General features: G+C 73.4%; 15 protein-coding genes. 3 read left to right on the forward strand and 12 right to left on the reverse strand.

The features are described from left to right. Nucleotides 1-18: 18 nt before the first annotated feature. From AC07DI_RS33405 to AC07DI_RS33440, 8 genes are all read right to left on the reverse strand, one after another. Nucleotides 19-198 (reverse strand): hypothetical protein, encoded by a 180-nt coding sequence (locus tag AC07DI_RS33405; protein WP_478908323.1) that lies wholly within the window; start codon nt 196-198, stop codon nt 19-21. 13 nt (nt 199-211) lie between these two features. After that, complete coding sequence (locus AC07DI_RS33410; RefSeq protein WP_384259223.1) at nt 212-805, reverse strand: hypothetical protein; 594 nt, start codon at nt 803-805, stop codon at nt 212-214. A gap of 172 nt (nt 806-977) precedes the next feature. Continuing rightward, a complete protein-coding gene (locus tag AC07DI_RS33415; protein WP_384259145.1) occupies nt 978-1,166 on the reverse strand; it encodes a hypothetical protein in 189 nt (62 codons plus the stop codon). Between the two features lie 117 nt (nt 1,167-1,283). Beyond that, a complete protein-coding gene (locus AC07DI_RS33420) occupies nt 1,284-2,090 on the reverse strand; it encodes a type III pantothenate kinase (protein WP_384259147.1) in 807 nt (268 codons plus the stop codon). Further along, nucleotides 2,090-3,091 (reverse strand): carboxylating nicotinate-nucleotide diphosphorylase, encoded by a 1,002-nt coding sequence (gene nadC / locus AC07DI_RS33425; RefSeq protein ID WP_478908326.1) that lies wholly within the window; start codon nt 3,089-3,091, stop codon nt 2,090-2,092. Before nadC ends, AC07DI_RS33420 begins: the two co-directional genes overlap by 1 nt. A gap of 2 nt (nt 3,092-3,093) precedes the next feature. Next, nucleotides 3,094-4,809 carry an L-aspartate oxidase gene (locus AC07DI_RS33430; protein WP_478908328.1) on the reverse strand — a complete coding sequence of 572 codons (1,716 nt, stop codon included), beginning with the start codon at nt 4,807-4,809 and terminating at the stop codon, nt 3,094-3,096. Next, entirely contained in the window at nt 4,806-5,810 is a 1,005-nt protein-coding gene (gene panC / locus AC07DI_RS33435; RefSeq protein WP_478908329.1) for a pantoate--beta-alanine ligase, read from the reverse strand. Before panC ends, AC07DI_RS33430 begins: the two co-directional genes overlap by 4 nt. Continuing rightward, entirely contained in the window at nt 5,807-6,754 is a 948-nt protein-coding gene (locus AC07DI_RS33440; RefSeq protein ID WP_478908330.1) for a Rossmann-like and DUF2520 domain-containing protein, read from the reverse strand. The genes panC and AC07DI_RS33440 overlap by 4 nt, the downstream gene beginning before the upstream one ends. A 146-nt stretch (nt 6,755-6,900) precedes the next feature. Here AC07DI_RS33440 and AC07DI_RS33445 point away from each other — a divergent pair, with 146 nt between their 5' ends. Then, the gene (locus tag AC07DI_RS33445; protein WP_478908332.1) at nt 6,901-8,073 is read left to right on the forward strand and encodes a threonine aldolase family protein; all 1,173 of its coding nucleotides are present in this window, start codon (nt 6,901-6,903) and stop codon (nt 8,071-8,073) included. Here the strand turns inward: AC07DI_RS33445 and AC07DI_RS33450 are convergent. After that, entirely contained in the window at nt 8,030-8,275 is a 246-nt protein-coding gene (locus tag AC07DI_RS33450; RefSeq protein ID WP_384259161.1) for a hypothetical protein, read from the reverse strand. The two genes, AC07DI_RS33445 and AC07DI_RS33450, sit on opposite strands and share 44 nt — an antisense overlap. Before the next feature lie 250 nt (nt 8,276-8,525). On the opposite strand from AC07DI_RS33450, the gene AC07DI_RS33455 reads away from it, so the two are divergent. Then, nucleotides 8,526-9,632 carry a DUF5937 family protein gene (locus AC07DI_RS33455; RefSeq protein ID WP_384259164.1) on the forward strand — a complete coding sequence of 369 codons (1,107 nt, stop codon included), beginning with the start codon at nt 8,526-8,528 and terminating at the stop codon, nt 9,630-9,632. A 37-nt stretch (nt 9,633-9,669) separates the two neighbouring features. On the opposite strand, the gene AC07DI_RS33460 is transcribed toward AC07DI_RS33455, so the two are convergent. After that, nucleotides 9,670-10,341 (reverse strand): response regulator transcription factor, encoded by a 672-nt coding sequence (locus AC07DI_RS33460; protein WP_384259166.1) that lies wholly within the window; start codon nt 10,339-10,341, stop codon nt 9,670-9,672. Between the two features lie 116 nt (nt 10,342-10,457). Next, nucleotides 10,458-11,660, reverse strand: a complete 1,203-nt coding sequence (locus AC07DI_RS33465; RefSeq protein WP_478908335.1) for a sensor histidine kinase — start codon at nt 11,658-11,660, stop codon at nt 10,458-10,460. A 105-nt stretch (nt 11,661-11,765) separates the two neighbouring features. Between AC07DI_RS33465 and AC07DI_RS33470 the strand changes: the two genes are divergently transcribed. Next, a complete protein-coding gene (locus AC07DI_RS33470) occupies nt 11,766-12,818 on the forward strand; it encodes an SAM-dependent methyltransferase (RefSeq protein ID WP_478908336.1) in 1,053 nt (350 codons plus the stop codon). Here AC07DI_RS33470 and AC07DI_RS33475 read toward each other — a convergent pair. Continuing rightward, entirely contained in the window at nt 12,783-13,946 is a 1,164-nt protein-coding gene (locus AC07DI_RS33475) for an NADH-quinone oxidoreductase subunit D (protein ID WP_384259174.1), read from the reverse strand. The genes AC07DI_RS33470 and AC07DI_RS33475 overlap by 36 nt on opposite strands. Nucleotides 13,947-13,996 lie beyond the last annotated feature (50 nt).

The raw sequence follows: 13,996 nt of genomic DNA on the forward strand, positions 1-13,996 counted from the left end.
GCGGGATGCGGCGGCCGTTCAGGCGCCGCCTGCCTCCGGGGTCCGGCGGGCCGCTTCGGCGCGGCTGATCGCGGCGTCGACGGCCGCGTCCTCCTTGGCCTTGTTGGCACCGCCCTGGGTCTTCACGATCGTCACGATGAGACCGATGAAGAACACGGCCATCACTACGGGGGGCACGAGCGCGGAAACGTAGTCCATGCCCCCAGGGTAGCTAGCCCGCCGCGAGCTGACGCGGCGGACCCTCGGGTGTCTCGGGGCGGCGCTTGGGCGGGAACACCTCCGCCGGGGTCGGGACCGGGCGCGGCGGCGCCGGGGCGGGGGCAGGGCGGCGCTCGGCGGGCTCGCTCTTGGCGCCGGGCAGGGCGAGGAGGCGGGTGGTGCGGGACGCGGGGGCCGGGACGGGGAGGGCGGCCCGCTCCTGTGCGGGGACGGCGCGGCCCGCGAGGCGGGCGCGCACGGACCGTTCGGCGAGGACGCGGCAGCGGTCGAGGAGGGCGGCCGCGACCGGGTTGCCGCGCAGGGCACGCAGAGCCGCGAGGTCGTCGACGCCGGGCTGGTAGCCGGTGGCGAGGACGTCGTCGAGGAGGGCCAGGTAACCGGACGCGGTGCCGGGCAGGGCCGCCCGGTAGCGGGCGAGGTCGGCCACGAGGAAGGCACGTAGCCTGGCGCCCTCGCGCACCGCTTCGTCGACCGATTCGGCTAGACGGAGACAGTCCTGGACGTCGTCGTCGCAGGCGGGGCTGGGGTGCAGGGCGAGCGCCAGAGCGCGACGGAGCACACGCAGCTCCTCCGCGCTGAAGGCCATGCCGCCCCGGGATCCGTATGGCGTGGGCATGGACTGACGATACGCGCTAAACGGACAAAATCGGCTTAACGCCAATTCACGGCGCGTTGGGTGGGGAGCGGGGCCAGGGCAAGCCAATGCACTCCGACCGGGACGGCCACTCCGACCGGGACGGCCACTCCGACCGGGACGGCTACTCCGCCCGGCGGGCCACCGCGTAGGCCACCGCCCCGATGCCCAGCACGGCGACCGCCGCCACGGCGAGCCAGGGGAGGATCCCCGCGCCCGCCCCGGCCATCGCGGGGGAGGCGGACCGCGCCATGGCGGACGTCGGGGCGCCGATGACAGCCACCAGCGCCAGTGCCGGCGCGGCCAACGCCACGCTCACTCGTCTCTTGCGCCTCATCCGTACCAACCCGCCCACACCCGCCAAGTCCCGTCCCTGCGCAGACTCTTGCAGATGGCGGAGGGTTGTGCACACGACGGCGTCGGCAATCGGTCAGGTACGGGTGATGTTCCGTTCGTAGACGAGGCGGAGACCGATCAGCGTCAGCCACGGTTCGTGCTCGTCGATGACCGAGGCCTCACCGAGCACCATCGGCGCGAGACCGCCCGTCGCGATGACCGTCACGTCGTCGGGGTCGCCGCCCGCGCCCGCGAGTTCGCGCGCCATGCGGTTCACCACTCCGTCGACCTGGCCCGCGAAGCCGTACAGGATGCCCGCCTGCATGGCCTCGACCGTGTTCTTGCCGATGACGCTGCGCGGGCGGGCCAGCTCGATCTTGCGGAGCTGCGCGCCGCGTACGCCGAGCGCCTCCACGGAGATCTCGATGCCGGGCGCGATGACACCGCCGGCGTACTCCCCGCGCGCGGAGACCGCGTCGAAGGTCGTGGCGGTGCCGAAGTCGACGACGATCGCCGGGCCGCCGTAGAGCTCGACCGCCGCGACCGCGTTGATGATGCGGTCGGCGCCGACCTCCTTGGGGTTGTCCATGAGGATCGGGACGCCGGTCTTGATGCCCGGTTCGACGAGGACGGCCGGCACATCGCCGTAGTAGCGCCTGGTGACCTCGCGCAGCTCGTGCAGGACCGAGGGGACCGTCGAGCAGATCGCGATGCCGTCGATGCCGTCGCCCAGCTCGTCGCCGAGCAGCGGGTGCATGCCCATCAGGCCGTTGAGCAGCACGGCGAGTTCGTCGGCCGTGCGGCGCGCGTCGGTGGAGATGCGCCAGTGCTCGACGATGTCCTCACCGTCGAAGAGGCCGAGGACGGTGTGGGTGTTCCCTACGTCGATCGTCAGCAGCATCAGTCCCGCACCGCTTCCCGCAGGTCGAGGCCGATGTCGAGGATCGGGGAGGAGTGCGTGAGCGCGCCGACCGCGAGGTAGTCGACGCCGGTCTGCGCGTACGTGCGGGCGTTCTCCAGGGTGAGGCGGCCGGAGGATTCGAGGAGCGCGCGGCCGGCCACGAGGGCGACGGCCTCCTCGGTCTCGCCGGGCGTGAAGTTGTCCAGGAGGATCAGGTCGGCGCCCGCGTCGACGACCTCGCGCAGCTGGTGCAGCGTGTCGACCTCGACCTCGATCGGCAGGTCGGGGAAGTGTTCGCGGACGGCCTTGAAGGCCTGCGTGATGCCGCCGGCCGCGACCACGTGGTTGTCCTTGACCAGGGCCGCGTCGGAGAGCGACATGCGGTGGTTGACGCCGCCGCCCATGCGTACCGCGTACTTCTCCAGGGCGCGGTAGCCGGGCGTCGTCTTGCGGGTGTCGCGGACCTTCGCCTTCGCGCCGTCGAGCGCGTCCGCCCACGCGCGCGTGGCGGTCGCGATGCCGGAGAGGCGGCACAGGATGTTCAGCGCGCTGCGCTCGGCGGTGAGCAGGTCGCGGGTGCGGGTCGTGACGCTCAGCAGGACGTCGCCCGCCTCGACCCGGTCACCGTCCTCCGCGTGCCGCTCGACCTCGAACTCGTCCTCGCACACCACGGAGAGGACCGCTTCGGCGACGCGCAGGCCCGCCACGGTGCCCGGCTCGCGCGCGGCGAAGTCGGCGGTGGCCACCGCGTCCTCGGGGATGGTGGCGGCCGTGGTGACGTCCACGCCGCCGGCCAGGTCCTCCTCGATGGCCATGTGCGCGATGTCCTCGATCTGCAGCGGGTCGAGGCCCGCCTCGGCGAGGAGTCGCGCGAGGGCGGGGTCGAGACCGCACTCCAGGGGGTCGAACGCTTCGTCACCGCCGCCGCAGCCGCAGGCGTCGCCGCAGCCGCCGCCGGCTGCTGAGGGGGTGGCGAGGGGGAGGTCGTCGGGGGTGCTCACGGTCACTGCTCCTGGGGACTGGGACGGGTCGGAGGGAAGTCGTGGGTCTCGGTCGTGTGCGCCGCCAGGGTCCTGTCCGGATTCAGGCGTACGACGATGTGGCGCCGCCAGGCCGCGTCGTCGCGGTCGGCGTGGTCCTGGCGCCAGTGGCAGCCACGGGTCTCCTCGCGGCGCAGGGCGGCGGCCACCAGGACGCGGGCGACGCACAGGAGGTTGGTGGTCTCCCAGGTGTCGACGCCGGGCTCGGCGGTCTTGCCGTGCTCGGCGAGCGCGCCCGCCGCCTCGGCGTGGATGCGGGCGAGACGGTCCGCGGCCTCGGTCAGGGAGTCGGCGGAGCGCAGGACTCCGGCGCCCTCGGTCATGACGCGCTGGATGGCGAAGCGGGCCTCGGGCGGGAGCAGGGGGTGCGTCGGCGTCCCGGGCTGAGTTGCGGGGGCGGGCACGCGCGCGTGCAGGGCGTTCTCCGCGTGCCGCGCCGCGATGTCGTCGGCGATGCGCTCGGCGTAGACCAGGCCTTCGAGCAGGGAGTTGGAGGCGAGCCTGTTGGCGCCGTGGACGCCGGTGCAGGCGACCTCTCCGCAGGCGTACAGGCCGGGGACGGTGGTGCGGCCGTGCCGGTCGGTGCGGACGCCTCCGGAGGCGTAGTGCGCGGCCGGGGCGACCGGGATGGGCTCGGTGACGGGGTCGATGCCGTGGGCGCGGCAGGCGGCGAGGATCGTCGGGAAGCGGTTCTCCCACATGTCGGCGCCGAAGTGCCGGGCGTCCAGGTACATGTGCTCGGTGCCGTGCTCCTGCATGCGGCGCGTGATGCCCTTGGCGACGACGTCGCGCGGGGCGAGCTCGGCGAGCTCGTGCTGTCCGACCATGAAGCGCACGCCGTCGGCGTCCACGAGGTGCGCGCCCTCGCCCCTGACCGCTTCGGAGACCAGCGGCTGCTGGCCCTCCGCGTCCGCGCCGAGGAAGAGCACCGTGGGGTGGAACTGCACGAACTCCAGGTCGGAGACCTCGGCGCCCGCGCGCAGGGCGAGCGCGACGCCGTCGCCCGTGGACACGGACGGGTTGCTGGTCGCCGAGAAGACCTGGCCCATGCCGCCGGTCGCGAGGACCACGGCGGGGGCGTGGACGGCGCCCACGCCGTCGTGCTGGCCCTCCCCCATGACGTGCAGGGAGACGCCCGCGGTGCGGCCGTCGGCGTCCGTCAGGAGGTCGAGGACGAGTGCGTTCTCCACGGTGGGTATGGACCGGGCGCGGACTGCTTCGACGAGGGCGCGGGAGATCTCCGCGCCGGTCGCGTCGCCGCCCGCGTGCGCGATGCGGCGGCGGTGGTGGCCGCCCTCGCGGGCCAGCTCGATGGCGCCCTCGGCGTCCGTGTCGAAGTGGGCGCCGGTCTCGATGAGGCGGCGTACGGCGTCGGGCCCCTCGGTGACGAGGGTGCGCACGGCCTCCTCGTCGCACAGGCCCACGCCCGCCACGAGGGTGTCGTCCAGGTGCTGCTCGGGGGTGTCGCCCTCGCCGAGCGCCGCGGCGACGCCGCCCTGCGCCCAGCGGGTGGACCCCGCGTCCAGGCGGGCCTTGGTCACCACGACCGTCTTCAGGCCGGCGGCCGAACAGCGCAGGGCGGCCGTGAGGCCGGCCACTCCGGAGCCGACGACCACGACGTCGGCTTCGAGGGACCAGCCGGGGGCGGGCGCGTGCAGCCGGATTCCGGTGGTGCTCATACGGCGGCTCCGAACGTCAGCGGGATGTTGTCGATCAGTCGCGTCGAGCCGACCCTCGCGGCCACGGCGAGGACGGCGTCGCCGCGGTGCCCGAGGCGGACCTCGCTGAAGTCGGCGGGGTCCACGAGCGCCACGTAGTCCAGCTCCAGCGGGGGCCGCAGGCGGGCCGCTTCGTCGAGGACGAGCCGGGCGGCCGTGACGACGGCGGCGGGGCCGTCGCTCGCGGAGGGCTCCGCGGAGTGCGCCACGGCGTGCGCGTCGGCCGCCGCGCGGGACTCGCCGATCTCGCTCAGGGCGGCGGCCCGCGCGCGGGTGGCGGGGGCGCTGGCGGCCCGCGCGCGCAGGGCCTCCTGCGCGGCGTGCCGGTCGCGGCCCGCGAAGAGGGCCTGGGACAGGGCGAGGGCGGTGCGCCGCTCGGCCGGGGAGAGATAGCGGTTGCGGCTGGAGAGGGCCAGGCCGTCGTCCTCGCGGACGGTGGGGACGCCGACGATCTCCACGGGGAAGTTGAGGTCGCGCACCATGCGGCGGATCAGGGCGAGCTGCTGGGCGTCCTTCTGCCCGAACAGCGCCACGTCGGGCGCGGTGAGGTGGAGCAGTTTGGCGACGACGGTGAGCATGCCGTCGAAGTGGCCGGGGCGCGTGGCGCCTTCGAGGACGGTGCCCATGGGGCCCGCGCCGATCCGGACCTGGGGCTCGCCGCCGGGGTAGACCTCGTCCACGGAAGGGGCGAACACGACGTCCGCGCCCGCCTGTTCGGCGACCTTGATGTCGGCTTCGAGGGTGCGGGGGTAGCGGTCCAGGTCCTCGCCCGCCCCGAACTGCAGGGGGTTCACGAAGACCGTGACGACGACCTCGCCCTCGGGGCCCGCGATACGGCGGGCGGCGCGGACCAGCGAGGCGTGGCCGTCGTGCAGGGCTCCCATGGTCATGACGACGGCCCGGCGCCCGGCACGCGTGCGCGTGCGCAGGGACTCGGCGGTGTCCAGAAGGGTGGCGTTCACCGGTCTCCTCCTCCCGTGCCGCCGACGCCGCCCGGGCCGCCGGCCCCGTCGGCAAGGACTCCGAGGAGGTCCTCGGCGAGCTCCGGCTTGAGCAGGCCGTGGGCGAGGGCGCGGTCTGCGGTGGCGCGGGCCATCGCGATGTACCCGGCGACGGTCTGCGGGGCGTGCGCGCGCAACTCCGCGACGTGCGCGGCGACGGTGCCCGCGTCCCCGCGCGCGACGGGGCCTGTGAGCGCCGCGTCGCCCGATCGCAGCGCGTTGTCCAGGGCGGCGCCGAGCAGCGGGCCGAGCATCCGGTCGGGAGCGGCGACGCCCGCGTCACGCAGCAGGTCCATGGCCTCGGCGACCAGGGTGACCAGGTGGTTCGCGCCCAGGGCGAGGGCCGCGTGGTAGAGCGGGCGGCTCTCCTCGGCGATCCACTCGGGCTCGCCGCCCATCTCGATGACCAGGGCCTCGGCGGCGAGCCGCAGCTCTTCGGGCGCGGTCACGCCGAAGGAGCAGCCGGCGAGGCGCTGGACGTCCACGGGGGTGCCGGTGAACGTCATGGCGGGGTGCAGTGCGAGCGGCAGGGCGCCGGCGCGCAGGGCGGGCTCAAGGACGCGCGTGCCGTACCGCCCCGAGGTGTGCACGAGCAGCTGGCCGGGGCGGACGGCCCCGGTCTCCGCGAGGCCCTCGACGAGGCCGGGCAGGGCGTCGTCGGGGACGGTCAGGAGCACCAGGTCCGCGCGGTCGAGCACCTCGGCGGGCGGGACGAGGGGGACGTCGGGCAGCAGGGTGGCGGCTCGTCGTACGGAGGTGTCGGAGACGCCGGACGCGGCCACCGGGCGGTGCCCGGCGAGCTGCAGCGACGCGGCGAGCGCGGGGCCGACCCGGCCCGCGCCCACGACTCCTACGGTGAGCCTCGCGGGGCGGTCCCGCGGGTCTGGCTGATGCGATGCGTTCACGCGGCGGCGCCTTCCGTTCCAGTCCGCTCGGGGTACCGGACGATTTCTCGTCATGCTAACGCGATCGGTTGGTGCCGCGTCTTCGCTGTCCACAGGCTGTGGTTAATCATGTGACCGGTGGCGGTGGACGGGGTCATGCTCGGAGGATGCCCGCCCACAGCACGCCCCAAGAGCAGCCGGAGCCATACTCCGAGTCCGAGGCGACCCGTCGCCGTCGCGCCGTCGCCGTGAGCGCGCCCCGGACGCTGCACCGCGGCTCCGTGTACGTCCCGCTCGTCGAGCGCCTCTCCGCCCTGGCGGCCGCGGCCCCCGAGGTGGTCGGCCCTGACGAGCCCGCCGACGTCTACGGCGACGCCGTCGTCGCCACCCTGGAGAGCGAGGTCGCCCGCCTGCTCGGCAAGGAGGACGCCGCGTTCTTCCCGACCGGCACCATGGCCCAGCAGGTCGCGATGCGCTGCTGGGCGGGCCGTACGGGGAACGCGACGGTCGCGCTGCATCCCAAGGCGCACCCCGAGGTCCATGAAGGGGGCGCCTTCTCCGTGGTCAGCGGGTTGCGGACGGTGCATCCGACGGGTGAGCCGCGGCTGCCCACGGCGGACGAGGTGCGGGACTTCCCCGAGCCCTTCGGGACGTTGATGCTCGAACTGCCTCTCCGGGACACCGGCTTCGTCCTGCCGGAGTGGGACGAGCTCGAGGCGGTCGTGGCGGCGGCCCGCGAGCGGGACGCGGTCGTGCACTTCGACGGCGCCCGCCTGTGGGAGTGCACCTCGCACTTCGGCCGCGGCCTCGCGGAGATCGCCGGGCTCGCCGACTCCGTGTACGTGTCGTTCTACAAGTCCCTGGAGGGTCTGAGCGGCGCCGCGCTGGCCGGTCCGCGCACCCTCGTGGAGGAGGCGAGGGTGTGGCGCCACCGCTACGGCGGTCAGGTGTTCCAGCAGTTCCCGGCCGCGGTGTCGGCCCTTCTCGGGCTCAAGCACACGCTCCCCCGGCTGCCCGAATACGTGGCCCACGCGCGCGTGGTCGCCGAGGCGCTGCACAAGGGGTTCGCGGCGGCGGGGGTCGCCTGGTCCCGCATACACCCGGAGCGCCCGCACACCCACCAGTTCCAGGTGTGGCTGCCGTACGCGCAGGACGTACTGGACGAGGCCGCTCTCGGGCAGGCGGAGGAGACCGGGACCCTGCTCTTCAGGCGCTGGTTCCCTGACGGGCCGCCGGGCCTCTCGGTCACGGAGGTCACCGTGACCGAGGAGGGCCTGAAGTGGACGGCCGACGACGTCAGGGAAGCGGTCGCGGAGTTCGTGCGACGGCTCCCCCGCTGAGCCTGCCGCCGCGGGCGAGCCGGGCCAGGGCGGCGCGGAACCTGCCGTGCGCGGGGCGTTCCTCGACGACGGCGCGGAAGCGTCCGTAGTCACGGACCTCACGGACGGCCTGCCAGTCGTCCCGGCCGGGCGCCGGCGGCATCGGCGCACCGTGCTGTGCGGCGCGGTAGCTGTCGAGGAGGAACTGCTGGGTGACGCTCATGACGGAACACCTCTCGGAATAAATGGTACTTAACGGACACTCGTGGGCAGGTGGTGCCGCGGAATCCGTCATTGGACGCGGGTGGGGGTTCTCGGGCGGGGTGGCACCTGTGCGGGCCGTCGGCCACGGCGACGCTGCCGTGCCCTGCGATGACCTCAGCCTGCTCCGGCCACCCCGCGCGCGTCGCGTCGATTGACGAGCAACGTCAATCGACGGCCGCGCTGTCGGTGGGGAGGTGCACCATGGGGCCATGAGCGTGAGCATCGACATCACCGGGCTGTCCCAGGAGCGGATCCACTTCGTCCCCTCGCCCCTGGCCGAGCTCGGCATGGCGCTGCACGCGCTGTCCGAGCCGGGCCACCACCCGGGCCTCCAGGGCTGGGTGACGGCCGTCTCCACACGCCTGGACCCGTGCCTGGCGGACCGCTTGTGCGAGGCCGACTTCCTCTGGCGCACGACGTACTCGGACGTCTTCGCGCCGTTCGCGGGACTCCCCGGGCAGAACGAGCTCCCGGGGGCCACACTCGCCGAGGAGCTCGACCAGCTGGACAAGCTGACCGACGAACAGTTCGTGGACGCGGCCCTGGAGTTCACCTGCCAGTCGACGTACTCGGAGCCGGACAGGAAGCTGCTGTCCGACCCCGCCGTGCAGCGGCGCGCGCTGGACCTGGCCGCCGCCCGCGGCCCGCATCAGGTGCGCTTCACCAAGCGGCTGCTCGACGATCCGCCGGTCGTGCGCGCGTGGTTCCGCTCGCTGCTGGAGGACTGCGACGAAGCCTTCTTCGCCGACACCTGGGCCCGGGTGAGCCATCAACTGGCCGCGGACGCCCGGCACAGGACGGAGCTGCTGCGGCGCAAGGGGCTCGCCGAGACCCTGAACTCCATCTCGTCGGCGGTGTCCCTGGACGAGAGCGAACGGCTCATCACCGTGGACAAGATGAGCGTGGGCCGCACCACCACGGGATCCGGCGGCCTGTCGATCGTCCCGACCAGCCTCGGCTGGCCGCACCTGTGGGTGCTGCACCGCAAGGGCTGGCAGGCGACGATCACGTACCCCATCAGCTCCCCCGGCCTCACCGCCCCGACCACCGTGGAGCAGCTGACCCGCCGCATGTCCGCGCTCGCCCACCCGGTGCGGATGCGCCTGTGCCGCCACCTCGCGCGCGGGGCGTACACGACGAGCGAGCTGTCCGACGCGCACGGCATGACGGCGCCGGAGATATCCCGGCACCTGGGCGTCCTGAAGAAGGCCGGCCTGATCACCACGCGCCGCCGCGGCCGCTATGTCCAGCACCAGCTGGACATCGGCGTCGTGTCACGCCTGGGCAGCGACTTCATCGAAGGCGTGCTGCGCTGATCCCGGGGGGCCAGTACGCATCCAGGCGGATCGGGGACTAGGCGCCGCCCCCGGCCCGCACGATCCCCGTCTCGTACGCGAGGACCACCACCTGCACCCGGTCCCGCAGGTCCAGCTTGGTGAGGATCCGTCCGACGTGGGTCTTCACTGTCGCCTCGGAGAGGACGAGCCGCGCCGCGATCTCGCCGTTCGACAGGCCCTGGGCGACCAGGATCATCACCTCGCGCTCCCGGTCGGTGAGGCGCTCCAGCTGCTTGTGCTGCGGCTGCCCGCCTGCGTTCGGCAGCATCGGCGCGAAGCGGTCGAGGAGCCGCCGCGTGGTGGACGGCGCGACCACCGCGTCACCGCTGTGCACGGAGCGGATCGCGGCGAGCAGCTCGCCCGGCGGCACGTCCTTGAGCATGAAGCCGGACGCACCTGCCTTCAGCCCCGAGAAGGCGTACTCGTCGAGGTCGAAGGTGGTCAGGATCAGCACCTTCGGAGGGTTCGCGTCCTGGCAGATGCGCCGGGTCGCCTCCACGCCGTCCAGCTTCGGCATGCGGACGTCCATGAGGACCACGTCGACCTCGGTCCCGCGCAGCACCTCCAGGGCCTCGACGCCGTCGCCCGCCTCCGCGACGACATCCATGTCCGGCTGGGCGGCGAGCACCATCCGGAACCCGGTGCGCAGCAGCACCTGGTCGTCGACGAGCATCACGCGGATCGACATCAAAGGGATCCCTTCAAAGAGTTCGGTGACGGTGTCAGTGTGCGCTTTCGGTGACCGCGGCGGTGGGCGGGCCGGGCGTCAGTGTGCGGACGCGGCGTCAGTGTGCGGACGCGGCGTCAGTGTGCGGGCTTCAGCGGCAGCAGCGCGCTGATCCGGAACCCGCCGCCGGGGCGCGGCCCCGCGTCGAGCGTGCCGCCGACCATGCCGACGCGCTCGCGCATGCCGATCAGGCCGTGCCCGCTGCCGTCCGCCCCGCCGTCCTCGTACAGCTCGTGCGGCGCGCCCTTGCCGTCGTCCTCGACGAGCAGCCCGAGGCCGTCGTCGAAGTAGACCAGGCGCACGCTCGCACCGGCGTTCTCCCCGCCGTGCTTGCGGGTGTTGGTCAGCGCCTCCTGCACGATGCGGTACGCGGTGAGCTCCACGCCGCTGGGCAGCGGGCGCGGGGTGCCCTCCACCTTGAAGTCGACGGGCAGGCCCGCCGTACGCACCTGTTCGATGAGCTCGTCGAGCTGCTCGACGTCGGGCTGCGGCACGTACTCGCCGCTCTCCTCGGGCTCGCCGGTGCGCAGCACACCGAGCAGCCTGCGCATCTCGGCCAGCGCCTGCCGACCGGTGCCCGAGATGGTCTCCAGGGCCTTCCTCGCCTGGTCGGGCGCGCTGTCGAGGACGTACGCGGCGCCGTCGGCCTGGACGACCATCACGGAGACGTTGTGCGCCACGACATCGTGCAGCTCGCGGGCGATCCGGGCCCGCTCGGCCGCCACCGCGACCTTCGACTGCGCCTCGCGCTCCCTCTCCAGGCGGTCGGCGCGCTCCTCCAGCTGGGCGAGGTAGGCGCGGCGGGTGCGGATGGAGTCGCCGAGGACCCAGGCGAGCGCGAAGGGAACGATCTGGAAGATCGTGAAGAGCACGTTGCCGGAGACGCTGGTGTTCTCCACCGGCGAGCGCAGCATCGAGAGCGGAGCCGCGCACAAGCCGCCGACCAGCGCGAGCCGGGAGGCCCACGTCGACCCGACGGCCGCCGCCGTATAGATGATCACCAGCATCGCGAAGTCCGCCGGCATCGCCCCCACGTCGAAGATGAGCTGGACGAAGCCGAGGACCACGGCGAACACCAGCATCTTGTCGGTCGCCCGGCGGCGCAGCGCCATCACCAGGGAGAAGCCTACGGCGACCGGGACCGCCACCACGCCCGGGTCGCGGCCGCCCCCCTCGGCCATGGTGACCAGACCGAGCCCGGAGATCCCGAGGAGGACGAAAGCCCAGAAGCCGTCGACCCACGTCGGGTGTCTGCGGAGGAAGTCATAGAGGCGCTGCACATAACCCAGCGTAAGTAGCCCGGCGGCGCCCCAGGGTCAACCGAAGGTCCGATCCCTGTCGGGCACATGTACTCCCCAAGGTGGAGGCCGCTTAGCCTGCGGGCTGTGACGAACGACGACGATGAGCGGCCCCGCCCCGCCCCGCGCGGCTGGCGCGAGGCGACGGAGGCCGCGCTGTACGGCCCAGAAGGCTTCTACCGCCGCCCTGAAGGACCCGCGGCACACTTCCGCACCTCCGTGCACGCGTCGCCGCTCTACGCGCGCGCCGTGGCGCTCCTGCTGTGCCGCCTGGACGCGGCGCTCGGTCACCCGGACGAGGTGGCCTTCGTGGACATGGGCGCGGGCCGCGGCGAACTGACCGCGGGTGTCCTGGCCGCGTTGCCCGCCGATGTGGCGCCACGCGTGCGTGCGTACGCGGTGGAGCGCGCCGGGCGCCCCGCGGGCCTCGACCCGCGCGTCGAGTGGCACCCCGCTCCGCCGGCCGGCGTGACGGGCCTGCTCTTCGCCAACGAGTGGCTGGACAACGTCCCCGTGGACGTCGCCGAGGTGGCCGCCGACGGAACGCCCCGCAGGGTGCTCGTACGTGACGACGGCAGCGAGAGTCTGGGCGGCCCCGTCGAGGGGCCGGACGCCGACTGGCTGGCGCGCTGGTGGCCGCTGCCTCCCGAACCGGGGCTGCGCGCGGAGATCGGGCGCCCGCGGGACGAGGCGTGGAGGGCGGCCGTGGCGTCCCTGACGCGCGGTCTCGCGGTCGCCGTCGACTACGCCCACGACCGGGACGCGCGCCCGCCGTTCGGGACGCTGACGGGCTTCAGGGCGGGCCGCGAGACGGCGCCGGTGCCGGACGGCGGCTGCGACATCACGGCCCATGTGGCGCTGGACGCCTGCGCTTTGGAGGGGGCCGCGCTGCTCAGCCAGCGGGCGGCGCTCGGCGGCCTGGAGGTGAGCGGCGCCCGTCCCCCGCTCACGCTCGCCTCCAGCGACCCGGCGGCCTACGTACGCGCCCTCGCGCGCGCGACGGACGCCGCGGAACTCACCGCGCCCGGCGGCCTCGGTGACTTCGGGTGGCTGCTCCAGCCCGTCGGCGTACCCCTGGAGGCGGTGCTGCCGGTCGGGGAGGCCCTACTTGTCGATGTCGCCGACGACGAAGAAGAGTGATCCCAGGATCGCCACCATGTCCGCGACCAGCTGGCCGGGCAGCAGCTCGGCCAGGGCCTGGATGTTGTTGTACGAGGCCGAGCGCAGCTTCAGGCGGTAGGGGGTCTTCTCGCCCTTGCTGACGAGGTAGTAGCCGTTGATGCCGAGGGGGTTCTCGGTCCACGCGTACGTGTGGCCCTCGGGGGCCTTGAGGACCTTCGGCAGGCGCTGGTTGATGGGGCCCTGCGGGAGCTCGGCGAGCCGGTCCAGGCAGGCGTCCGCGAGGGCGAGGGCGTTGTGGGTCTGCTCCAGGAGGCACTCGAAGCGCGCCAGGCAGTCGCCCTCCTGGCGCGTGACGACCTTCAGGGTGTCCTGGAGTTCGCCGTACGCCAGGTACGGCTCGTCGCGGCGCAGGTCGAAGTCGACCCCGGAGGCGCGGGCGATGGGACCGCTCACTCCGTAGGCGTGCACCGCCTCGGGCGAGAGGACGCCGACGCCACGCGTGCGGCCACGGAAGATCTCGTTGCCGAGCACCAGCCGGTCGTACACGTCCATGCGCGAACGCACCGACGCGACCGCCGCACGCGCGCGGGTGGCCCATCCGGCGGGCAGGTCCTCCTTGAGGCCGCCGACGCGGTTGAACATGTAGTGCATGCGGCCGCCGGAGATCTCCTCCATCACGTTCTGGAGCTCCTCGCGCTCGCGGAACGCGTGGAACACCGGGGTGATGCCGCCGAGTTCCAGCGGGTACGAGCCGAGGAACATCAGGTGGTTCAGGACGCGGTTCAGCTCGGCGAGCAGCGTGCGCATCCAGACGGCCCGCTCCGGGACCTCCATGCCGAGCATCCGCTCCACACCGAGGACGACGCCCAGCTCGTTCGAGAACGCCGACAGCCAGTCGTGGCGGTTGGCCAGCATCACGATCTGCCGGTAGTCCCGGGCCTCGAAGAGCTTCTCCGCGCCGCGGTGCATGTAGCCGATGACCGGCTCCGCGTGCTGGATGCGCTCGCCGTCAAGGACCAGGCGGAGGCGGAGCACACCGTGCGTGGACGGGTGCTGGGGGCCGATGTTGAGCACCATGTCAGTGCTCTCGGCCGCGCCGCCGATGCCGAGCGTGGTCTCCGTGGTGGTCTCCGTCGTGGGACTCATGGCCACAGTCTCTCGCACGCGCCGGGCTACGCGACTGTCACACCGCGTAC

Source organism: Streptomyces sp. NPDC044106 (genome assembly GCF_056433985.1).

Bases quoted from the DNA above. Each gene is read 5' to 3' on its own strand.
- AC07DI_RS33405 (WP_478908323.1), bottom strand. From the start codon at position 198: ATGGACTACGTTTCCGCGCTCGTGCCCCCCGTAGTGATGGCCGTGTTC.
- AC07DI_RS33410 (WP_384259223.1), bottom strand. From the start codon at position 805: ATGGCCTTCAGCGCGGAGGAGCTGCGTGTGCTCCGTCGCGCTCTGGCG.
- AC07DI_RS33420 (WP_384259147.1), bottom strand. From the start codon at position 2,090: ATGCTGCTGACGATCGACGTAGGGAACACCCACACCGTCCTCGGCCTC.
- AC07DI_RS33430 (WP_478908328.1), bottom strand. From the start codon at position 4,809: ATGAGCACCACCGGAATCCGGCTGCACGCGCCCGCCCCCGGCTGGTCC.
- AC07DI_RS33445 (WP_478908332.1), top strand. From the start codon at position 6,901: ATGCCCGCCCACAGCACGCCCCAAGAGCAGCCGGAGCCATACTCCGAG.
- AC07DI_RS33450 (WP_384259161.1), bottom strand. From the start codon at position 8,275: ATGAGCGTCACCCAGCAGTTCCTCCTCGACAGCTACCGCGCCGCACAG.
- AC07DI_RS33455 (WP_384259164.1), top strand. From the start codon at position 8,526: ATGAGCGTGAGCATCGACATCACCGGGCTGTCCCAGGAGCGGATCCAC.
- AC07DI_RS33460 (WP_384259166.1), bottom strand. From the start codon at position 10,341: ATGTCGATCCGCGTGATGCTCGTCGACGACCAGGTGCTGCTGCGCACC.
- AC07DI_RS33475 (WP_384259174.1), bottom strand. From the start codon at position 13,946: ATGAGTCCCACGACGGAGACCACCACGGAGACCACGCTCGGCATCGGC.